We start from the raw sequence: 23,781 nt of genomic DNA, 5'->3' as shown, positions 1-23,781 counted from the left end.
GAAGTTTAATTTAAAATCCTTCTTTTTTTAATTCGGATAATTCTTTTTTAGTAAAATGCTCTTTAATTAGATTCATTTTTTGTTCGTCTCTCTTTCTAGTATACACCCAGCCATATAATTTTCCCATATATTTTCTATAGTGAAACCATTTTCCTTCGGGATTTATATTTCCGTTGTATCTAAAATCTTTCCAAAACTGAACTCTATCAAGATCTGTTTCGGGTTTTGTCCATTTTCTTTTTTCATTAAATCTTTTTTCCCAAAGCTTGTTAAGTTTCTCTGTAGTTTGCTCATTTAACAAACCTTTTCTCGGTAAAATATACGCATTAAATCTGGTAATAAATTGCTGTTTATTTGGTCTTTTCTGTGTTGAAAGTTGTGAAATGTATTTTTCTAAATAGTGTTCGGGTTTTTTACTGTGCATTTTAAAATTAACACCTAAACTTTCTATTTTTTTTATTAATTGGGTTTTATTACTTCTTTTAGCAGCAGTTAAAAAAGTACCTAAACCTTTCTCTTTGTATTTAAAGCGATGATTTACTTGAATCTTAACACCCGATTGAATTGCTTCTTCTAATAATTTGAGCCATTCATTTTCTTTAATTTTATTTATAGATTCCATTTTATTTAGTTCGGTTTATTATTTAAAATTCATCTCTTTACAATTTTTTTAAGCTAACTATTCGTTTCTTTTTTGTCTGTTTTTAGTTTTCTGACAAAATCAGAAAGTAAACAAAAATATTTTTGAATAACCAAATATAGTAATTTAAATTACACAGTGTTGTAAAATGTAATTATTTATGTGGTTTGCCTTTTAAAAATATCTGCTGGCAAATACTTTAGAGAAAGATATATTGTTTTGCAGTTATTTTTATTAAAATACTTCTTAGTATTGTCTTTAAATTTGTCGAAGAAAAAGGATAAATTAAAGTTTAAAGATTCGTCTAAATACTTTTTAGTTAAGTTTTACTTAGCGCTTAATTAGAATGTGAAGCAACTTATTTTTAAAAATAAAATAGATAAAAAACTGATTATTTTATAAGCTGCATGTAGTTCGTTTAATTTGGTATTATTAATCGCTATTTATTTTTTCTAATTTGAGCTATTAGTTTTTCACTATAATCATCTCACTTTTCTATAAGGTTTCCGCTTTTATCAAAAATATAATAAGCAGCAGTTATAAAAACATTGTATTTTGTAAAGACGTCGCTATATTTTCCGTTTTTATTATAAATACTTGTACAAGTTATGTTATTTATTATATAGTTTTTAAACCAATCTTCCTTGTTTTTATCAACATTAATAGTTATAATTTCTAAGTTTTCTGCTTCTTTTTTTATTTCAGGCAACGCCTTTACACTCCAACTTCAATAAGCAGAATAAAACTATAAGAGAATATATTTGTCATTAAAATAACTTGAAAACTTGATCTGTTCGCCATTCTGATTTTCTCCTAAGAAGTCATAAAACTTAGCTCCTATAGTTTAAAGGGTTATTTTTAAATACGTCTATAATACTTTGGCATATTCAGATTTTCTAATATCAGAATTAAGTTTGGTAATTTGTCTCTCTATAAAGTGTTTTGAGAAATCTGTTTTATAAGTTACTAGTTATGATAGTGCATAATCTGAATTTATGTTTTCCTGGATAACGTTTTTAGTAATTTAGCTTGTTTGAGCATTTTTTTTGCAAACTATCATTCCATTTTCCTTCTTGTCTTATGGCAAACATTTTCTGTATTTTTTGATCTCTTTTTTTGTTTAGCGGATTAATTTTTTTATCAAGTTTGGTTTTAAATTTTTGGTGCTTAGAACCTAAAATTTTTAATGCATCAGGGAAATCATTTTTATGACCCGATACTTCAACCGTTTCGTTACCTATATAAATTAACGTGTTAACATTTTCATTATTTTTAGAATTAATAACGATATTTATTGATAACGTAGCTTCAGAGAAAAATCTTTTTGAAATATAATGGTTTCCTACTAATTTTGTCGAATCTGAAATTTTTCGAGTATTTTCGTCTAAAATAATAACTTTAGAGTTCTCAGAAAATCCCTTAAAATCCGCATTTATAATAAAACAATGTTTCTGATGTTTGCAACTTGTATGAATAAATAGGATGCTTGTAATAATTAAGAATAAATTTTTTATTCGTTATTTTTATTTAACCTTTAAAATCCTTATAAATTATTAGTTTTTCTGAACCAAATCTATGGTAAATGTGTCCGTCTCTGAAATATGAAAATATCCTAATGGAAAGTTGTTTTCGTTTGTGGTATTAATCATATTACCTAATAAAGACGAAGGAACAGACTCAAAAGGACCACCAGAATTTTGACCACTTTGACTTACTAAAACTCTAAAATAAGAAAAATAATCTTCAGAAATTCCAGACATTTTTACGGTTACTGTTGCTGGTAATTCTAACTCGTCTTCTTGATAAAAGAAAGAAAAGTTATACTCAGATCCATTAAAAAAACGATCTTCTAGCCCTAAAAATAAATTTTTGCTAAAGTCAAACAAATAATGATTTTTCACAACAGGAGCATCAAAAAAAGACACCTTTAGTTCTGTTTCTTTACCAGAAAACAGCGTTTCTGTTCCTTGAAAAACATTTGTAAATGGTGTTGATTTTACTTTAGTAGCAGAACCTTTGTAAGTCTCGTTTTCATAAATTACCGTTAATTCGTAAGCTGTATCATCAGCAGGAATAAAAGGAATTATAGGTTCATAATTACCATCGGCATTTGCATCAGAAAATAGAACAATTGTATTGGTTACCAAATTAGTTAAAAAGACTGTAGCATTTGTAACAGGCGGTATTGTTTCATCAAAATAATCGGCAGACGATGTTAATTTTACAATCGTTTTTGCTGTTACAGGACTGTTATCAAAAAAGACTTCAAACGAAGCATCAATAATTAATTTCGGTTCAATTGAAGGAACATCAATGTCTACAACTTTTTCACAACTTGTAAAAAATAAAATTAATAATACGGAAAGTGTATATAGTTTTTTCATGATTAATTTAAAATTTAAAATTATAAGTAACAGAAGGCACTAAACCAAAAATTGAAGTTTGGATGGCTTCATTTCTAAAGGTTTCTCTATTTTGTCTAAAATTTATAGAAGCTGCATTTTGTCTTCCATATAAATTATAAATTCCAAAAATCCATTCAGCTTGCCATCTTCTATTTTTGTTACTATCAGGAGTTAAAGTTGCAGAAATATCTAACCTGTGGTATGCCGGAAGCCTGTCTGCATTTCTAGTATTGTCATTAAATATTGGCACATTTAAACCTTGAACTTCATATTGACCTACTGGATAGTTTGTTGGCTGACCCGTTTGAAACAAAAAGTTGGCATTAAACATCCATTTTTTAGACAATTCATAACTCGCATTTAAAGAAATATCATGCGTTTTATCATATGGCGTGTTATACCATTCTCCTTGATTAATTCCTGGCTCGTTTTCTGTTCTTCCAGGTGTTCTCTGTTCAGATTTAGCAAGTGTATATGCAAGCCAGCCTTTAAAATTGCCTTCGTTTTTTTTAAATAATACCTCTAAACCATAAGCTCTAGCTTGCCCATTTAGGATAACGGTTTCAATTTCGTTATTGGCAATTAAGTTTGCACCATTAATATAATCGATTCTATTTTGAATGTCTTTATAAAAAACCTCTGTTTCTAAAGAATAATCCCCGTTTTTGATAGATTTAAAATATCCGGCTGCAAATTGATCTAATAATTGAGGTTTTATAAATTGACCACTAGGCGCCCAAACATCTAATGGAGTAGGAGATGCCGTGTTTGAAAGTAAGTGTAAATATTGTGCCATTCTATTGTAACTTAGTTTAAATGAAGTTTCAGTATCTATTAAATAAGAGAGTGAAACTCGTGGTTCAAAATTGTTAAAAGTAGCCAATACATCACTTCTTTTGTATGATTCTGATCCAATTGCTTGTGCAGATTCATATTTTTTAAACTGTGAGTTGTAAATTACAGGAGTATCGTTTGTATATACGTTTATCTCATCTTGACCTAGTCGTGTAAAATTACTAAAACGAGCACCATATTGTAAAGTAAGTCTGTCATTTATTGAATGTTCAGCTTCTAAATATGCAGCAAATTCATTAGCATATTTATCAATTAATTTTTCTGATTGAATTCCCGAATCGGCTCTATTTGGTACAATTTCTCCTGGATTAAATTTGATGTAAATGTTATTAATACCGTAACTCAACTTAAAATTTTCATTTAAATAATGTTTAAAATCGTATTTTAAGTTAAAGTTTGTAATGCCAGAATTCCATTCAAAACCAACAAAATCTAAAACTAATCCGTAGAAATAATCAGAATAAATTGCAGAAAGATTAGAAAATATTTTATCAGAAAATAAATGATTCCAACGTAAGTTTACAACTGTATTTCCGTATTTGTTTACAAAGTTATCGCTAATACCAAATACATCTTTTCCAAAATAAGTAGATAAAAACACATTATTATTCTCGTTAAATCGGTAATTGATTTTACTATTTAAATCATAAAAATAAGCTTTATTATCATTATTAAAAAGCGGTAAAAATAAATGTGCATAAGAAGCTCTACCACCTACTATAAAAGAGCTTTTTTCTTTAACAATTGGACCCTCTGCAAGTAACCTGCTAGAAACCAAGCCTATCCCTCCAGTTAAATTAAAATCTTTGCTATTTCCTTCTTTCTGATAAATGTCTAAAACAGATGATAATCGTCCTCCAAAACGAGCAGGAATTCCACCTTTATATAGTTTTACATCTTTTATTACATCAGGATTAAATACCGAGAAAAAACCAAGCAAATGCGATGAGTTAAAAACAATCGCTTCATCTAATAAAATTAAATTTTGATCGGCTGCGCCACCTCTAACGTTAAAACCAGAAGCACCCTCACCGGCACTTGTTACTCCGGGTAGCAGTAATAAGGCTTTAATTACATCAGCTTCGCCTAATACAACAGGAATTTGTTTTATAGTTGCTGCAGTTAATTTGTTAACACTCATTTGCGGAGTTTTAACGTTTAGTTTTTCTATGTTACCTTCAATAACAATTTCGTTTAAACTCTCAGTTTCTTCTGACAGTTTAAAGTTTTTCGTTATTTTTTCTGATAAGTTAATGGTCTCAAAAATGGAAGTGTACCCTAAGTAACTAACTTGTGTTTTATAAGTTCCTTTAGGAATTGTAATGGAGTAAAAACCATATTCGTTAGTCGTGGTTCCTGAGTTTAGAGAAGGGAAATAAATAGAAACACCAATTAATGTTTCGTTATTATTTGCGTCGTAAACTGTACCACTAATTGTTAATTTTTCTTGACTAAAAGCATGTAAAGAAAATAGCAAAATGATGAAAAATATTTTTTTGAAATGAAACATATTTTGTTTAATATATTATTTTTTATAGTCAACAAAATTACAGTTATAAATTCTTTATTTTAAATTTAATGCATAAAAAAAACTGATGAATTTATCATCAGTTTTTATATGTACGTATGGTGCTGTTTTTTTAGCCTATAATACTATTTAAAGTAGAATTTGGTCTCATAGCAGCTGTTGCTAGGTCTTCATTTTGAAGGTAATAACCACCAATGTCTAAAGATTTTCCTTGTATTGTATTTAATTCTGATATAATTGTAGCTTCATTTTTACTTAAAGCTTCTGCAATTATACTAAACTCAGCTTTTAACGCTGCGTTTTTATTTTGTTTTGCTAGAGACTCTGCCCAATATAATGCTAAATAAAAATGAGAACCTCTATTGTCTATTTCGCCCACTTTTCTTGAAGGGGATTTATCATTTTCTAGAAATTTATCAGTGGCATCATCTAAAGTTTCTGCTAAAATTAATGCTTTTTCATTGTTATTTGTGGTTCCTAAATGCTCTAAAGAAACTGCTAACGCTAAAAATTCTCCTAGAGAATCCCAACGTAAATGATTTTCCTCTAAAAATTGTTGAACATGTTTTGGGGCAGAACCTCCTGCGCCGGTTTCAAACAAGCCACCACCATTCATTAAAGGAACAATTGATAACATTTTTGCTGATGTACCCACTTCTAAAATAGGAAATAAATCTGTTAAATAATCACGTAAAACGTTACCAGACACAGAAATAGTATCTTCTCCTTTTATAATTCTTTCTAAAGTAAATTCAGTTGCTTTTATTGGTGATAAAATCCTGATGTCTAAACTAGTAGTATCATGTTGTGGTAAATATGTATTTACTTTTTTAATAATTTCAATATCATGAGCTCTATTTTTATCCAACCAAAAAACAGCTGGTGTTTCTGATGCTCTTGCTCTTGTTACTGCTAATTTTATCCAATCTTGAATTGGTAAATCTTTCGTTTGGCACATTCTCCAAATATCTCCAGTCTCAACAGTATGTTCAATTAAAACTTTTCCTTTTTCGTCTAGTACTTGAACTTTTCCGTCCGCAGCGATTTCAAAAGTTTTATCATGAGAACCATATTCTTCTGCTTTTTGAGCCATTAAACCAACGTTAGGAACTGTTCCCATTGTTGTAGGATCAAAAGCACCATGTTTTTTACAGAAATCGATTGTTGCTGAGTAAATACCTGCATACGCACTATCAGGAATAACTGCTTTTGTGTCTTGTAATTTTCCTTCGGCATTATACATTTGGCCAGAAGTTCTAATCATTGCAGGCATTGAAGCATCTACAATAACATCACTTGGTACGTGTAAGTTGGTAATACCTCTTTCGCTATTTACCATTGCTAATTCTGCACTATGATCTAGCGCAAAACGGATATCTTCTCTAATTTCGTCACGTTTGTTTTTAGGTAATTCACTTAATTTGCTAAGAAGATTCCCAAAACCATTATTAACATCAACACCAATTTTCTTAAATGTTTTTCCGTGTTTTTCAAATAAATCTTTAAAATACACACGAACAACGTGGCCAAAAATAATTGGGTCACTCACTTTCATCATGGTTGCCTTCATATGTAATGAAAACAATACATTTTTATCTAAAGCATCTTCAACTTGTTCTTCTAAAAAGTCTATCAATGCTTTTTTACTCATTATTGTAGCATCAATAATTTCGCCGTCTAACAAGTTTAATTTTTCTTTTAAAATAGTAGTTTTTCCGTTTGTATTTTTATGAATAATCTTAACTGTAGCTTCTTTTTTTAGGGTAATCGATTTTTCATTATGTGCAAAATCACCTTCCGTCATTGTTGCTACATGAGTCTTTGAGTCTTTAGACCATTTACCCATAGAATGAGGGTTTTTGCGAGCAAAATTTTTCACCGCTTTTGGCGCTCTTCTATCAGAGTTTCCTTCTCGTAGAACAGGGTTTACTGCAGATCCTTTTACTTTATTATACAATGCTGAAACAGCTTTATCTTCATCCGTTTTTATTTCGTCTGGATAATTTGGCAAAGCATAACCTAAGTCTTGCAATTCTTCAATAGCATCTTTTAATTGAGGTACAGAAGCACTAATATTAGGTAATTTTATAATATTAGCGTCTGGTTGGTTTGCTAATTCTCCTAAAACAGCTAAAGCATCTTCTACTTTTTGATCATCCGTAAGGTAATCAGAAAAATTTGCTAATATTCTTGAAGCTAAAGAAATATCTTTAATTTCAATTTCTATATTAGACGATTTTGTAAAAGCTTTAACGATCGGTAAAAATGAACGGGTTGCTAATGCTGGTGCTTCGTCTGTTTTTGTATATATAATTTTGGCTGTTTTGCTCATAAAAGTATTTTGTTTTTCTAAAAATTGAACACTATGCTTCTACGAAATGGATTTCGTTTAAAGCGGAACAAATTTATGAATTTAAGGTGAGATTTTAGATGTTAATTTTTTATTAATTACTATCTATTATAACGAATTTAATAAAAAAAGACTCTTTTATTATGGAATTGATATTAATAATAAAAAGCCATAGCTCACAATTGCTTGTTGAGATATGGCTTTTTTGAAATAGTCTTTTACACTTTTTGTATTGCTACAAATAAAATAAGAAGTTATTCTTATACCTCTTTTTTACAAAGAAATTATATTTTTCTATTTCGGGTTTTAAAACATCCTTAATTTTAAACTAGCATTTTACTTTTTTAAAATTTTTATTAATGTTTCTATTGTTATCGTTCTAAAGATGATACTTTAAGTGAGTTAGTAATTTTAATAATAATATGAACTTTTTAAAGCGGTAACTATCATTTTTTGAAATGAACATTGCTACACTATCACATTTTTTCTGATGAACAATTTATAAAGAACGTTACTTTACCCATTTACGCACAATTTTTATTAGTTGTTTGTACACTAACAAGTTTAATTAGTTTGTAAATATTAAAACAAATATAAGGTACTTAATTTAGTTTTGTATAGTTTTTAATAAATTAGAAATCAACATGTTATTAACCAGAGTTGTTAACATTTGTTAACTAAAAAAAGCGTTGTGAATATTCACAACGCTTTTTATATTTTTATTTAAAAAGAAATTATCTTCTTTTTTCAGTAATTCTAGCTTTTTTACCAGTAAGACCTCTAAAGTAGAAAATACGAGCTCTACGTACTTTACCTCTTTTATTAACTTCAATTTTTTGAATAGAAGGTAAGTTTACAGGGAAAATTCTTTCAACACCTACAGTACCAGACATTTTTCTGATTGTAAAAGTTTCAGATAAGCCTGTTCCTTTTCTTTGAATAACTACACCTCTAAAAAACTGAGTACGTACTTTTTCACCCTCTTTAATTTCGTAAAACACAGTAATTGTGTCTCCAGCAGAAAATTCTGCGAATTCTTTTTTTGTTACAAATTCGTCTTGTACAAATTTTATTAAAGCTTCCATATTTAATATTTATATTTTAGTAAAGCAACGTTCACGATTTCTTCGTCAGAGGTTAATTTAGCGTTTGCAAAAGTAATAATTATTTATTGTTGATAAAACTAAAATGTATTATTTTTTAGACTGATAGTTTGTACAGTAGAAAATCCAGAATTTACGAGCTTCTTTTCCGTTTATTTTAATGATAATTGGTTTTAATTCTGTGATAGAATCAAAATATTGGCTTAACAAAGCATTCTTTTCTCCTTTTAACTTGTTGTCTTTAAAACGTTTGTCAGAGTCAATGAAAATTGCATTTTTGTTATTTAAAGTCTGCAAATCATCACCTAGATAATCAAAATGTAAAGCAGGCAATCCTATTATATTTTGTGCATATATTTTTTCATCCATAAAAAAGTTTAAACATGCAGAAGTTTTATAGTTATCATCAGAAAACACAAAACTATTAGGATATTGTATCTGTAAATTACTGGTTTCTTGCGCTAATTCTTTCCAACCAACCCAAGTGTCATCGCTTTTAATAGGAACTAAATAAAAGATAATTTGTAAGCTAAACAATACATGAAATACGATTGAAAAGATGATCTGTATCTTTAATAACTTCTTACTAATAAACATTCCGGCTAAAATAATTCCGGTTATATAAGACGGCATCATCCAGTTTAACTTTACCCAATAAATAGGAGTAAGGGCAAAGAATCCAACGAAAGTTGGGATAAAAAAGGCTAATAAAAATAAGGTTTTAGCTTGCGGAAGTTTAAATTTCAGCAACGCTCTCTTTACATATTTATACGTAAACGTGATAAAAATTAGAAATAAAACGGGTAATAATAAGAACATTTGATGACCAATGGCGCCAAAAAAATATTTGGGTGATATTTTAAATTCTGAAATTGAACTTGTTCTTTCGGATGATTGAAAAGCAAAGGATGCAAAATCGTTTTGATAGTTCCAATACCAAACAGGAAATGTTACGGCAACAGAAATCAGCAAAGAAATCCAAAGCCAAGGGGAAAGGAGTAGTTTTCTGTAACTATTTGAAAAAACTAAAAATCCTAGCAAGCCAATTTGTAATACTAAAGCGGTGTATTTACTATTAAAAGCCAGGCCCATCGCAATTCCGCCTAAAATCCAAAACAGCTTTTTATCTTCAAAAATTGCTTTGTACAAACAAATTAAACTTAAGGTCCAGAATAATAACAAAGGTACATCTGGCGTAGAATTAAAAGATAAGATCGATATAAATATGGTAGAAGCTAATAAAACAAAAGCGCGTTCTAATTTTTCTTTGGATAAAAAGTAAGATGCTAATTTATAGAAACTTAAAATGGTTAAAGTGGTAACTACAAAATCCGCAAATTTTATGATGAAGATAGATTGCCCAAAAATTTCTGTAAAGATTCTTAAAATATAACCAATCATTCCTGGATGATCAAAATAAGATAAAGATAAATTTTGACCGTATAAATAATAATAGGCGTCTTGTGGCATTAATCCCATAAATGGAAGTAAAATCAAACGAAAAAGTTGAAATCCTAAAACCCAAGAAATGGCTATATTGTTTTGTAAGAAAGATTTTATTTTATTCAAAGGTTTTTATTTTATAAAACTTCACAGGTTTTAAAAACTAATGAAATTTAGTCATCTAATAAATCAGGTCTAATTTGTTGTGTTCTTTTGTATGCTTGATCGCTGCGCCAATCATCAATTTTAGGAAAATTACCAGATAATAATATTGCAGGAACTTTCATGCCATCAAATTCTGCAGGTCTCGTATAAACTGGCGGTGATAATAAATTATCTTGAAAAGAATCTGTTAAGGCAGATTGTTCATCGCCAATAACACCCGGAATTAAACGCACAACAGCATCTACTAAAACTGCTGCTGCCAATTCGCCACCTGTTAAAACATAATCGCCAATAGAAATTTCTTTGGTAATATATTTATCACGAATTCTTTGATCTACACCTTTATAATGTCCTGTTAAAATAAGGATGTTTTCTTTTAAAGAAAGCGTATTTGCGGTAGATTGATTCAACGTTTTTGCATCCGGAGTCATGTAAATAACTTCGTCATACTCTCTTTCTGCGAGCAATTGTTTGATACAATTAGAAATTGGTTCTATCATTAAAACCATGCCTGCGCCACCGCCAAATTGAGTATCATCAATTTGTTTGTAGTTGCCTAAACCAAATTTTCGTAAATCGTGAATTACAATTTCTGCCAAACCTTTGTCTTGCGCACGTTTTATGATAGAATGATTAAACGGACTTTCTAATAAATTGGGCGCTACTGAAATAATATCTATTCGCATGTTGCAAATGTAAGTTTTTTGAAGGATTTAAAAAGAAGGTTTTTTTATAGGATTTTAAGAGCATAGGCAAATTTAAAAAAACAAACTACTTTGTTATGTAAGCATCTAGTATTTTAATTATAAAACAATTTTTTTAAAAAAAAAGTATTTTTGTTCTCTTAGAAAAAAGGTAAATCAAAATTTTCTAAACTAACCAAATTTTTAATTTTTCTGTTATCTCAAGATTACTCAATAAATCCAGGTGATTATTTTCATAAACAATCAAGGTGTTTTCTAATTTGAAATCAAGATTTTTTTCAGTTTTTTTATGTTGACCTAAGGCGCTTTTTACATCCACTAAGCTATCTCCTAAAATTTTAGCAGAACCTGCTGTTTCTTTACCAATTATTGCTGCAACAGCATAAAAATCAATATTTTTTGCTAACTGAATGTGTTGTCTTTGATCTCCTTTTCTTTCAAATCGACCGTTGTTTTGCCAATCTTCATCAACAAGATTTCCGTATCTTAAATCTGTTACACCAGCACTTCTAATTTTTCCTAATCTTGCAAAAGGTTTTAAATACGGTACAGATTCCAAAATAAGATCTACATAATTTCCAATACGCTCAATATGAGATCCATGATGCGGAGTTCCTAAAAAAGCGACTTTTTTAAGGTGCTTTGTCCAATTATTTTGATTTTGGTCTGCATAATAAAGCGCACTTCTAGTTAGTAATCCACCCATACTGTGCGCAATAATTACAATTTCTTCGACAGGAACTGGCCAGTTTTCAACTAATTTTTGAATGTTTTTATTTAAGTCTTTTCCGTTGATAGAAATATGTTTTCCACTATTATAATTTAAGTAAATGGGTGTTTTCTCTAATTCTTCGGATAAAATTTCTCCGTGATTATGATTTTTACGAGTCCATTGAATATCACTCATACAAGAACCATGAATCATTAAAAGAATTTTGCCATTAATTTTCGGATACGTTTCTTTTAAACTTTCAGCATTAATTTCAATTGCTTTTGATTGGAATCGAAATTGCATTTCAATCTTTAAAGGGTTTTCTTTTTCCTCTAAATAATCACCAATTACGCCGTTTAAAACAGAAAGTAGTACTTCTTTTTTATCCGAAGATTTTATATTACTAATTGCTGGCGTAACATATTCTAAAATTTTAGAAATAGAATTACCTATTAATTTAGTGCTCCATCTAATATTATTAAAAGTAAAACCGGCAATTTTACTAATTAGTTTTTGAATACTTGTTGATGGTAAAAAAGGTGGATGCACAACTTGTTTATGTATTTCTTCTACTAAATCTGTTACACCAATTGTTGCATCTACAATTAGATGGGTAAGGCCTTGTAATTCTGAATCTGTTTTTGTTTTTTTTGACATTATTAGGTGTCTTTTAAAAATATACGTTCTTAATTTTTTCTGATGGAAATAGATTAAAGATGCGTATATTTTTTAAAATTTAGTATCGATTAAAAATATGAAAAACAAAACGAATCTACTCCTCAATACTTACATGAAACAACGCTTCTCCTTTATTTACAATCGGGGTTTTATTAATACAGAAAATATGACAATCAAAAGGAGCATAAATATTTTTCTTAAATTCGCCAAAAGGATCTTGAATTACACCTAGAATATCTTTCTTTTTAACGTGCGTTCCGTTTTCGACTAAAATTTTAAACATTCCCGAATGATTAGAACGTAACCATTTTGCTTTTTTAATGAAGGTTGGTTTCAAAGCAAGAGAAACTTCACCGTCTATAAAACCTAAGTGGATTAATACATTTTTGGTGCCTCTTATTCCGTGATGAATCACAACAGGATCTAAATTTTTAGATTTTCCGCCTTCGAACAGTAACACCGTTTTACCCATTTTTTTGAGAGATTCACGTAAAGACTTTGCTATATAACTAGAGTGAACCACAAAAGGAGGGTTAAAGACGTTAGCTAATTCTAAAGTTTTTTCTTCAACACTATCTAATCTTATTTGTGTAATATTATCTCGTTCGCCGCCACCAGTGTGATAATCAATAACATAATCTACAAAAGGTGCAATTTCTTGGGTAAATTGATGCGCAAATTGGCTTGCTAAAGAGCCGTTTAAAGTACCCGGAAACATTCTGTTTAAATCGCGTCCATCAGGAAACTCTCTTGTCTGAATTAAATAGCCAAAAATATTAAATACAGGAATACAAATAATTGTTCCTTTTTTGGGTACGTTTAGTTTTTGATCTATGATTTCTCTTATAATACTAACACCGTTTATTTCGTCACCATGAACACCTGCGAGCAATAAAATTACAGGTCCTTCAATTTTAGAACGCTCAATGATTACAGGAACTTTTACTGTTGTTCTTGTGTGTAATTTAGCAACTTCTATATCTAAAACGGTACGTTTTCCTTCTGGAATATTTTGACCTAAAATAATTAAAGGTTTATTCGACATGGATTTCTAAGTATCTAATAATTTCTTTTGCAATATTTTTACCAGTTGCAACCTCAATACCTTCTAGACCAGGAGAAGAGTTTACTTCTAAAACCAATGGTCCTTTAGAAGATTGTAACATATCTACGCCAGCAACTCCTAAGCCCATCGCTTTGGTTGCTTTTAAAGCAGTTCTTTCTTCATCGTCGGTTAACTCTATGATCGTTGCGTTTCCGCCTCTATGTAAATTAGAACGAAATTCACCTTCTTTTCCTTGACGTTTCATTGCTCCAACAACTTTACCATCTACTACAAAAGCTCTAATATCTGCGCCGCCAGCTTCTTTAATAAATTCTTGTGCAATTACTCTAGCTCCTAAACCATTAAATGCTTCTAAAACAGAAGTAGCTGCATTTTTTGTTTCTGCCAAGACAACCCCTAAACCTTGCGTACCTTCTAATAGTTTTAAAACTAAAGGTGCACCACCAACAGAATCTACAACATGTTCTACATCTTTTGTGTAATTTGTAAAAACAGTTTTAGGCAAACCAACACCAGCTCTTGCCAATATTTGTAAACTGCTTAATTTGTCTCTAGATCTAACCAATGCTTGAGAGCTAACCGCAGTAAAAACTTTCATCATTTCAAATTGTCTAATAACGGCAGTACCATAAAAGGTTACAGAAGCTCCTATTCTTGGAATGATGGCATCTATATTTGTAATATATTCTCCTTTATAAAATATTTTTGGAGATTTTTTTTCAATTTCGATATTGCATTTTAAATGGTCTACAACAAAAACTTCATGTTTTCTTTTTATTGCAGCTTCCACCAATCTTCTTGTTGAATACAGTTTCGGATTTCTAGATAAAATTACAATTCTCATTTATTTTATATTTTTTAATTTAAAGGATAGATTCTTCTTCGCAGTATCTATCACAAATTTTTTATTTAAAAACTTTCTACCTAAAAGTATAGGGAAAGTCATGTCTTTACGCTCGCTTAATGTTAAGTGAATAGGGAAGGTTTCATTGAAAATTATAATTTCGGTTTGTACTAAAAACCTTTCTACTGAAATTCCATTAGAACTTTTTACCATTTTTGATGAATAGTTTTTAGTTGAAAATTCTTTATTATTGTAAAAATCATGTTCTGGGTCTAATAATGTAAACCTAATTAAACTTTCACCGTTAATCTCAATTTCTTCAATATTAGAGCAATGTATAGACGAAGTGTATGCACCAGAATCTATTTTAATATCAATATCTAGTAGATGTAACTCAGGAAAATCAGCTTTATCACTTCTACCAATGGTAGTTTTCATGTATGTAAATTAAATGGCCGTAAAATTAGTTATAGTTTTTGACTTAACATCCAAAGTATCAATAAATATTTATAAGCTTGCAATTGCAGCCTCAGCACAACGTTCTCCATCCATTGCTGCAGAAACAATACCACCAGCATAACCACCGCCTTCTCCACAAGGAAATAATCCTTCAATTTCTGGATGTTCTAAATTTTCTTTTCTTGGGATGTTGATTGGGGACGAAGTTCTAGATTCTACACCAATAATATTTGCTTCGTTTGTATAATATCCATGCATTTTTTGACCAAATGCAGCAAAACCTTTTCGCAATCTGCCACCTATTATTTTTGGTAATAAAGAATGAAGCGGAGCAGAAATTAAGCCTGGTTGATAAGAACAATCATTTAAATCTGATGAAATTTTACCATCAACAAAATCTACCAATCTTTGGGCTGGTGCAGCTTGCGTTCTTCCGCCAGCTAAAAAAGAAATTCTTTCTAAATCTTTTTGAAATTCTAATCCTTTTAAAGCACCAAATTTTTCGTATTTTTTAAAATCTTTGTCAATGTCTAATTCAACAACAATACCCGAGTTGGCAAATTTATTATTTCTTTTAGAAGGAGACATACCGTTTACCACCACTTCGCCACTTGCCGTTGCAGCAGGGACGATAAACCCTCCAGGACACATGCAAAAAGAATATACGCCTCTATTTTGTACTTGTTGCACTAAACTATAGGCTGCGGCTGGTAATAATTCATCTCTTTCACCAGAACAATGGTATTGAATTTGATCTATAATTTCCTGCGGATGTTCTACACGAACGCCCATTGCAAAAGATTTTGCTTTTAGCGCAATTTTCTTTTTATGTAACAGTTCGTAAATATCTCTAGCAGAATGACCTGTTGCTAAAATAACTGAATTTACAGCCATTTCTGTTCCGTTATGAAGCTGAATTGCTTGTAATTTATTCTTTTTAATTATAAAATCTACTACCCTTGTTTCAAAATGAATTTCGCCACCAAATTTTAAAATGTTTTCACGAATGTTTTCAATTATTTTTGGTAATTTATTAGTACCAATATGAGGATGCGCATCTATTAAAATTTGTTCTGTTGCACCATGAAAAACTAGGTTTTCAAAAATACGTCGCACATCACCACGCTTTAAACTTCTGGTGTAGAGTTTTCCATCAGAATACGTTCCAGCACCGCCTTCACCAAAACAATAATTAGAATCTTCATGAACAATGTGATCTCGATTTATTGCTTTTATATCTCTTCTACGATTTTGAACATTTTTACCTCTTTCTAAAACGATTGGTTTGTAACCTAATTCGATACATCGCAAAGCGGCATACATACCAGCTGGGCCAAAACCAATAATATGAACTTCTTTGGCTTTAGAAACATCTTTGTAATCAAAAATATAATCAGATTTTTCTGGTATTTGCTCGTTTATATAAACTGCTACTTTATAATTAAAGATGATTTCTTTTTTACGTGCATCAATAGATTTTCTTAGAACTTTTACAGCAGAAATTTCTGCGGCATCAACACTAAGTTGTTTAGAAGCTTTGTACAAAAGTATGTTTTCTGTAAGTTCTTCTATTAAATTTACACGAAGTTGTAGGTCTTTAATCATTTGGCAAATTTAGAAAATTAAAGTTCTTCTAAACCATCTAAAATCAATCTATATTCAATAATACTTTCTCTACAAATAGGGAGTACATAATTTAATCTTTCTTTTATAACGTCTTCTGGTTCATTGTTTTGTGCTAGTTTTTCTAGTGTCGCAATTTCGTCTAAACATCTAACACCCATTAAACCTAGAGAAGATTTTAAAAAATGGCAAATAGATTTTACAGAAACATAATCAACTTTAGTTAAACTTTCTTCTAAAATATCAATTCTAGGAGCAGTATCAGATAAATAAACACCAATAAGTTGAATTAATGAATCTTTATCCGAAGCAAAGTATTCTTTTAATGAAGATAAATCAACAACGTTGCTAATTAAAACTTTTTGAATATCCATATTTTTTAGTAAATTAGGGGAATAATATTATATTTAAAATTTTTGTAAAGATAAATAAAAACTTGAAGTTACCTTTTGTTTGATATTTTTATTAAATTTGAAATAATAAAAGGTATTTTTTTTAAAAAAATATTTACTCCTTAAATTATTATGATTGAAAAAAAGAAAATTGTTTTAGCAGAAGATAATTCTGTTTTATCGCTTTTGTTAAAATTCCGTTTAGAAAAAGATGGATATGAGCTATTAATGGCTAAAAACGGAATGGAAGCTATTGAGTTAATAGAAGCTGAAAATCCTGATTTAATTTTAACAGATGTAATGATGGATTATGTTAGTGGTCTAGAGGTTATTAGTCATGTTAGAAACAAGCTTAAAAGTAAAATACCAATTTTAGTCTTTTCTTCATCGGGTCAAGAAGAAATGGTTTTAAATGCTTTTAATTTAGGAGCTAATGATTTTATGAGTAAACCTTTAAGTCCTAATGAACTGTCTATTAGAGTTCGAAGAATGTTTCTCTAAATAGTTTTAAAATTCGTATGCAGATGAAACTCCCCCTGATAGAAAATATAATTTGGACACTTGTAGTATTGCTCTCTTTTGTAATCGTAATTCTAATTTTTTATCTTAAAGTTTTAAGAAATGATATAAGAGTTAAAAAAAGCAGGAATATAAAATATACCAATATTATAGAAAAGCTGTTAATTGAATTTCTGTACTCAGAAGAAGAAGCAACAGCGCTAAGTAAAAGTCAAATTAGAATTATTAGACACTTTAAAAAAGGATTATCTAGCAAGTATAAAAGAAAAATAATTATTAAAACTTTTATAAAATTAACCAATGAAATTTCTGGTAATATGATTGGCATAATGCGTAAATTGTATGATGAAATTGGTTTGTTAAAGTTTGCCTACAAAAAATTAAGAAGTAAAAAATGGCATATTGTAGCGCTTGGTATTAGAGATATTAGGCAGTTTAGAGTAAAAAAAGCACAAAATCATATTACTAAATACATTAACCATCCAAGAGAAGAGGTTCGTAGAGAAGCGCATTTGTATTTTATAGAATTGTTTGGATATGAAGGGTTAAATTTTTTGGATGACTTAGAGCTTCCTCTGTCAGAATGGGATCAAATTCAATTACTACGTAAAATAGAAAAAATTGATAACAATGAAATCTTAGACATCACTAAATGGTTGAAATCAGAAAACGATTATGTTGTAATATTTATGTTAACCATTGTAAAATTGTATAATAGATTAGAAACAAAAGAGATACTTTTAGAAAAATTAACCGATGAAAATTTAGATGTTAGGCTAAAGGCAACAGAAGTATTAACACATTTTGAAGTTGCAGAAGCTAAAGAAATTCTTAAAAATAAATTTGATACACTTACATTAAAAGAAAAATTAGCGTTTTTTGATTTACTAGAAAAAACGGCAACAGAAAACGACAGTGTTTTTGTTATTGATCATATAAGTAGCACTAATTTTGAGATTAAGCATAAATCGCTTAGAATTCTAAAAGCCATTAATAAAAATATATACGACAAATTAGAGAAAACCGCGGATGACGATTCTTATAATAAAATAATTCACTTTTTAGATTATAGCCATGGATTATAATCATATTGTAAGAAGTATTTTAGTAGGGTTTCATTATTTTTTCTTGCTATTTACAGTGTTAATCGTTGGGTCTTATATCATATTGGCTTTTTTATCATCAAAAGAAACCAAAAGATATTTAAAAAAAAATAGCTTTGTAAATCATAAAGATTTAATTAGTTCAAGAATCGCTCCATCTATTTCTATTATTGCACCTGCTTACAATGAAAGTCTAAACATTGTTGAAAATGTAAGGTCTCTTTTGTCTACACATTATGTAAATTACGATGTTATTATTGTTAACGATGGCAGCAAAGATGATAGTTTAGAAAAACTTATAATAGCCTATGACTTAGAAAGAGTAGAATATTTAATCGATTATAAAGTGCCCACTCAAGATTTAAGAGCAGGAGTTTTTAAATCTAAAAACCCTGCTTTTGATAAATTAATAGTAGTTGACAAAGAAAATGGCGGCAAGGCCGATGCCTTAAATTGTGGCATAAACATTAGTCAAAGTAGATATATTGCTTGTATAGACGTTGATTGTTTGTTACTAGAAGATTCTTTGCAGCGAATGGTAAAACCGTTTTTAGAATATACCGATAGAAAAGTAATAGCCTCTGGCGGAGTTATTAGAATTGCGAATTCTTGTAAAATTGAAAACGGGAAATTATTACAAGTAAATTTTCCGGATAAATGGTTAGAAAGAGCACAGATACTAGAATACTTGAGGTCTTTTTTATTAGGCAGAATGGCTTGGGCTAGATTAAATGGATTGCTTGTAATTTCTGGTGCTTTTGGTTTGTTTGATAAGGAAATAGCCATACAAGTTGGTGGTTATGACACAAAAACGGTTGGAGAGGATATGGAAATCATTGTTAGAATGAGGAAATATATGGAAGAACAGAATCTAAAATATAAGGTAGCTTACATACCTGATCCGTTATGTTGGACGGAAGCACCCGATAACAGAAAAATCATTATTTCACAAAGAAATAGATGGACAAGAGGAACCATAGAAACGCTTAAAATGCACAGAAAAATAGCGCTAAACCCAAAGTATAGAATTCTAGGTTTATTGAGTTTTCCGTATTGGTTTATTTTTGAAAGAATGGCGCCGTTGATAGAAGTTACAGGCATGCTTTATTTTATTTTTCTTTATTTTTATCAAGAACTAAGTTGGAGCTTTGTAGTTGGTCTTTTTTTACTTGCGTATCTTTTTTCATTACTGTTTTCTTTTGTAGCTATTTTTACAGAAGAATTTACTTATCATCAATACGAGAAAAAAGGAATTGGTATTAAACTCGTTTTAACCGTATTTTTAGAACCTTTAATATTACATCCTCTTGTCTTATATGCAGCTATAAGAGGTAATTATGATTACTATTTTAATAAAAATAAAAAATGGGGAGTCATGGTAAGAAAAGGTTTATCAAAAACAGAATAATCAAAACAATACTTAAAATAGAATAAAAGAAATAATAATAATTTTACCCCTAATTTAAAATGAAAAATTATAATAATAAAATGAATAAGAAGATTAGTAGATATGTGTTAATCTGTTTTTCTTTAATGTTAACTTTTTGGTTGATAAGTTTATATGAATTAAGCGCAACCCTTTTAAGTGGAAAAGAAATCGAAAACATACCTAAATATATAGGTTTAAAGTTTTTAAATCACTTTTTTACAGTACTCTTTATTTTTATCATTTTTTTTCCAGTTTACTATTTAATAGCAAAAAAGAAGAAAAAATTACCAAGAACAATTATAAAAGTCTTTTTTGTTCTTTTAGTTATTATTGAGTTTACGTTAACAAAATATAGCTTAACAACTTTATTAAATCTAGGAGCAGATTTATTAGGCTACTCTTTAAATGATATTTACATAACGGTAACAGCATCAGAAAGTACATCTATCATTTCTTTTTTACCTTTTTTAATTTTTCCTTTATTATTTTTAGCGAGCTGTTTTTTTCTTAGAAAATCGATATTTTTTAAATATTCGGGTAGAATATTTATGGGTGCAACGCTTGCGGTTATCATTGTAAAGTTTGCTTTACCAGGTTTTTCTGATGTTATATATCAAAATAAATTATATTATTTTACTACGGACATTATTCAGTTTCAGTTAGAAAAAACGGAAGTTAAAGCGATGAAAATGGATGGGAATAACGAATATCCGTTTTTAAAACCATCCGAAGCAATACCAGACGTTTTAGGTCCATTATTTAATACAGGAACAGAAAAACCAAATATAGTTGTAATCTTAGTTGAAGGTTTAGGATCTGAGTTTGTTGGTGAAAGAAATTATAGTGGTTTTACCCCTTATTTAAACTCTCTAATACCGAAGTCGCTTTATTGGGATAATTTTTTAAGCAATACTGGTAGAACATTTGGGGCACTTCCGTCTTTATTTGGTTCTTTACCTTTTGGCGAAAAAGGATTTTTAGAAATAGAAGAAACGCCAACACATATTTCATTATTTAGTATTTTAAAAAATAACGGATATTCAACCTCTTTCTTTTCTGGTGATCAATCTAGTTTTGACAAGAAAATAAACTTTTTAGAATACAACGGAGTAGAAAATATTATTGATGAAAATAAATATGATGAATCTTCTTTTCCTAAATCGATTAACGGATCAAATGGTTTTTCATGGGGATATTCCGACTTTGAAATTTTTACAAAAACCTTAGCTACTTTAGATGAAATTAAAACACCAAGGCTCGATTTAATAGCAACATTAACCATCCACGAACCTTTTGATTTTCCGCTTAAAAAAGAGTATTTAATAAAAGTAGATAGCGTTCTAAACGCATCAGAAAAAATAAAAGCTACAGCAAGAGATGTAACCATTAATAAGGATATTTTTGCAAGTATTTTATATGCGGATGCAAGTATTAAAATGTTTATGGAAGCGTATAAAAAACGACCTGAATATAACAATACTATTTTTATAATTACCGGTGATCATCGATTAATTCCTATTGCCCAAAAAGATAAATTATGTAGATTTAATGTTCCTTTTTTCATTTACAGTCCTATGTTAAAAAAGCCAGCAAAAATGAAATCTATCAATTCTCATTTTGATTTTACGCCAACAATGTTAGCTTTTTTGAGTAAGAATTATAATGTTAGTTTGCCAAAAGAAACGGCTTGGATTGGCGAAGGTATTGATACCTCAAAAGCATTCAGAAATATTCATAAAATACCATTAATGCGCTATAAAGGTAGTATAAACGATTTTGTGTACAAAGAATATATGTATTCGGATGGGATACTTTTTAAAATAAAAGAAGACCTTAATACGTATAAAATTTCTGATGATAAGACTTTAGAAGAAATTACAGGGTTTTTTAACGAGTTTAAAAGTTTGAACGCTTATGTTACTAAAAATGATAAAATTTACCCTAAAAATAGAGATGCCGCAGTTGTAGCGCAAATTAAGTTTACACCCGAAGAAATTTCTAAATTAAAAGAATTAATAGCCAACTTAACTCCAGATCAACAGTTTTTGCTGGCAAGAGAAAAGGCATTTAACAACGAAAGAGAAACGGCGAGATTAATTTGTAATTATATTTTAAAAGAATCGCCCAATTATGTAGATGTAAGAATCTTAAAAGGTAGAACTTTTGCTTGGGATGCTAAGTATGACGAATCTGAGAAAGAACTTTTAAGTGCTTTAAAACGATCGCCATATTATGATGATATTTATTTAGCTCTTTTAGACATGTACTGGTGGTCTTCACAAAATGATAAATCTAAAGTAATTGTAGAACAGGCTGTAAAAAATAAAATTAAAAATGATGATGTTGCTTTTAAAATGGCGAGAGCATATAAAACGATGAATAATATAACAAAAGCAACTAAAATATTGGATAGTATTCTTTTAAAGCAGCCTAAAAATGAAGAATATCTTACGTTTAAAAAAGCATTAAAATAATGAAGGTAAAAATAAAACAAGTTGCAATTTTGATGGTATTAACTTTTTATACCAATCAATTTTTTGCACAAGAAAAAGTCTTTAACGCAAACCCAGATACCGCTTTTGAAGTTGCCAGAGATTTAGCTTTTAATGGCAAACGTGCTCAAGCACAAGATTCTTTAAAGTTTATTTTAACTAAATATCCAGATTATTTAGATATCCGTTCATTTTTAGCAAGCACCTATTCTTGGGATGGAAATTATAACGAGGCAAGAAAAGAGTTTAAATATGTTTTAGCCAAAGATGCAAACAGAAAAACAGATTGGATTGCGTATATCAAAAACGAAGTTTATGCAGAAAAATATTACAATGCCTTAGCATTATCTTTAAAGGCACTAAATATTTTTAATAATGATGCAGATTTACTACAGCTAAAAGCAAAATCAGAATTAAATTCTGGCAAAAGTCAAGAAGCCCTTTCTACAATGAAGGAAGCTGTAAAATTACATCCAAATAACGAAGAGGTTTTAAACTATCAAAATTCTATAGAAAACCAATTAAGTTTTAATAGAATAGGAATAAGTTTTTCTACAGATTATTACGATGTTTATAAAGGTAATAATGGTTGGTCTAACGCATACTTTAGTACATTAAGTTATTCTAGACAAACAAAATACGGAAGTGTTATTGCTAAAATGAATTATTTAAATAGGTTTCAAACAGATAATTATCAATTTGAAGTAGATTTATATCCAAGAATAGCAGAAGGTTTGTACGCGTATGTGAGTGGTGGTTTTTCTAACAGTCCATACAATCCTACACAGCGATACGGATTTGAGCTTTTTAAATCATTACCAAAAAGTTTTGAAGCTTCCTTAGGTTTTAGATGGCTAAAGTTTTCAACAGAAACTACTATTTATACAGGTTCTTTAGCTTGGTACACAGGTAACAGTTATTGGGCTTTTAGAGGATATGTAACTCCAGGTTTTCCTGGTACCAGTAAATCTGCAGCCCTTATTTATAGAAAATATAGAAGCGATGCAGAAAATTATTTTGCTATTGAAGCTGGTTTTGGAGCCGCGCCAACGTTAGATCGATTTATTCCTGGTTTTACAGGGAAAGAAATTTTTGATTTAGGTTCTCAAAAAATAGTATTCGGATATTTCTTTTCCTCTAAAAATAAAAAAAATGCTTGGGGCTTTAATGCCAGCGCTTTTAGAGAAGAAAAACCATTTTCTAAAGGAGAATATTTTTTATACACATCTTTAGGTGTTTCTTACGACGTTAGATTTTAAACTATTTTAAAA

Annotated in this window: 19 protein-coding genes; 5 read left to right on the top strand and 14 right to left on the bottom strand. The window is 29.5% G+C overall.

Going from position 1 to position 23,781, the window contains the following annotated elements:
• Positions 1–10: 10 nt before the first annotated feature.
• From BTO16_RS06795 to BTO16_RS06730, 14 genes are all read right to left on the bottom strand, one after another.
• The gene (locus tag BTO16_RS06795) at positions 11–622 is read right to left on the bottom strand and encodes a hypothetical protein (RefSeq protein WP_105020868.1); all 612 of its coding nucleotides are present in this window, start codon (positions 620–622) and stop codon (positions 11–13) included.
• Positions 623–1,127: 505 nt separating this feature from the next.
• On the bottom strand, positions 1,128–1,349 hold the full coding sequence (locus BTO16_RS06790) for a TlpA family protein disulfide reductase (protein ID WP_105020867.1): 222 nt from the start codon (positions 1,347–1,349) through the stop codon (positions 1,128–1,130).
• Between the two features lie 844 nt (positions 1,350–2,193).
• Positions 2,194–3,024, bottom strand: a complete 831-nt coding sequence (locus tag BTO16_RS06785; protein WP_105020866.1) for a DUF4249 family protein — start codon at positions 3,022–3,024, stop codon at positions 2,194–2,196.
• A 7-nt stretch (positions 3,025–3,031) separates the two neighbouring features.
• Positions 3,032–5,410 (bottom strand): TonB-dependent receptor, encoded by a 2,379-nt coding sequence (locus tag BTO16_RS06780; RefSeq protein ID WP_105020865.1) that lies wholly within the window; start codon positions 5,408–5,410, stop codon positions 3,032–3,034.
• Between the two features lie 130 nt (positions 5,411–5,540).
• Entirely contained in the window at positions 5,541–7,760 is a 2,220-nt protein-coding gene (locus tag BTO16_RS06775) for an NADP-dependent isocitrate dehydrogenase (protein WP_105020864.1), read from the bottom strand.
• Positions 7,761–8,512: 752 nt separating this feature from the next.
• Positions 8,513–8,863, bottom strand: coding sequence for a 50S ribosomal protein L19 (rplS, locus tag BTO16_RS06770; RefSeq protein WP_105020863.1), 351 nt, complete (start codon positions 8,861–8,863; stop codon positions 8,513–8,515).
• Between the two features lie 108 nt (positions 8,864–8,971).
• Positions 8,972–10,450, bottom strand: coding sequence for a glycosyltransferase family 39 protein (locus BTO16_RS06765; protein WP_105020862.1), 1,479 nt, complete (start codon positions 10,448–10,450; stop codon positions 8,972–8,974).
• A 47-nt stretch (positions 10,451–10,497) separates the two neighbouring features.
• Complete coding sequence (gene trmD, locus BTO16_RS06760) at positions 10,498–11,175, bottom strand: tRNA (guanosine(37)-N1)-methyltransferase TrmD (protein WP_105020861.1); 678 nt, start codon at positions 11,173–11,175, stop codon at positions 10,498–10,500.
• Positions 11,176–11,359: 184 nt separating this feature from the next.
• Positions 11,360–12,562, bottom strand: coding sequence for an esterase/lipase family protein (locus BTO16_RS06755; RefSeq protein ID WP_105020860.1), 1,203 nt, complete (start codon positions 12,560–12,562; stop codon positions 11,360–11,362).
• A gap of 115 nt (positions 12,563–12,677) precedes the next feature.
• Positions 12,678–13,628 (bottom strand): succinylglutamate desuccinylase/aspartoacylase family protein, encoded by a 951-nt coding sequence (locus tag BTO16_RS06750; RefSeq protein WP_105020859.1) that lies wholly within the window; start codon positions 13,626–13,628, stop codon positions 12,678–12,680.
• Positions 13,618–14,493, bottom strand: coding sequence for a 30S ribosomal protein S6--L-glutamate ligase (rimK, locus tag BTO16_RS06745; RefSeq protein ID WP_105020858.1), 876 nt, complete (start codon positions 14,491–14,493; stop codon positions 13,618–13,620). The genes BTO16_RS06750 and rimK overlap by 11 nt, the downstream gene beginning before the upstream one ends.
• Positions 14,494–14,931 carry an ATP-dependent zinc protease family protein gene (locus BTO16_RS06740; RefSeq protein WP_105020857.1) on the bottom strand — a complete coding sequence of 146 codons (438 nt, stop codon included), beginning with the start codon at positions 14,929–14,931 and terminating at the stop codon, positions 14,494–14,496.
• Positions 14,932–15,000: 69 nt separating this feature from the next.
• Positions 15,001–16,557, bottom strand: coding sequence for an NAD(P)/FAD-dependent oxidoreductase (locus BTO16_RS06735; protein WP_105020856.1), 1,557 nt, complete (start codon positions 16,555–16,557; stop codon positions 15,001–15,003).
• Positions 16,558–16,574: 17 nt separating this feature from the next.
• Entirely contained in the window at positions 16,575–16,949 is a 375-nt protein-coding gene (locus BTO16_RS06730; protein WP_105020855.1) for an Hpt domain-containing protein, read from the bottom strand.
• A 150-nt stretch (positions 16,950–17,099) separates the two neighbouring features.
• Here BTO16_RS06730 and BTO16_RS06725 point away from each other — a divergent pair, with 150 nt between their 5' ends.
• From BTO16_RS06725 to BTO16_RS06705, 5 genes are read left to right on the top strand one after another with little or no spacing between them, the layout of a single operon-like run.
• On the top strand, positions 17,100–17,468 hold the full coding sequence (locus BTO16_RS06725; RefSeq protein ID WP_105020854.1) for a response regulator: 369 nt from the start codon (positions 17,100–17,102) through the stop codon (positions 17,466–17,468).
• A gap of 23 nt (positions 17,469–17,491) precedes the next feature.
• Positions 17,492–18,571, top strand: coding sequence for a hypothetical protein (locus tag BTO16_RS06720; RefSeq protein WP_146105352.1), 1,080 nt, complete (start codon positions 17,492–17,494; stop codon positions 18,569–18,571).
• Positions 18,561–19,997 carry a glycosyltransferase family 2 protein gene (locus BTO16_RS06715; protein WP_105020852.1) on the top strand — a complete coding sequence of 479 codons (1,437 nt, stop codon included), beginning with the start codon at positions 18,561–18,563 and terminating at the stop codon, positions 19,995–19,997. The genes BTO16_RS06720 and BTO16_RS06715 overlap by 11 nt, the downstream gene beginning before the upstream one ends.
• Before the next feature lie 59 nt (positions 19,998–20,056).
• Positions 20,057–22,492 carry a sulfatase-like hydrolase/transferase gene (locus BTO16_RS06710; protein WP_245892009.1) on the top strand — a complete coding sequence of 812 codons (2,436 nt, stop codon included), beginning with the start codon at positions 20,057–20,059 and terminating at the stop codon, positions 22,490–22,492.
• Positions 22,492–23,769: a YaiO family outer membrane beta-barrel protein gene (locus BTO16_RS06705; protein WP_105020850.1), complete on the top strand. Its 1,278-nt coding sequence runs from the start codon at positions 22,492–22,494 to the stop codon at positions 23,767–23,769. Before BTO16_RS06710 ends, BTO16_RS06705 begins: the two co-directional genes overlap by 1 nt.
• The last annotated feature ends 12 nt before the right edge of the window (positions 23,770–23,781 follow it).

The organism is Polaribacter glomeratus (assembly GCF_002954665.1).
Taxonomy (GTDB): domain Bacteria; phylum Bacteroidota; class Bacteroidia; order Flavobacteriales; family Flavobacteriaceae; genus Polaribacter; species Polaribacter glomeratus.
Note: the sequence above shows the minus strand (reverse complement) of the source record. Positions and strands in the feature narration are given on the sequence as shown.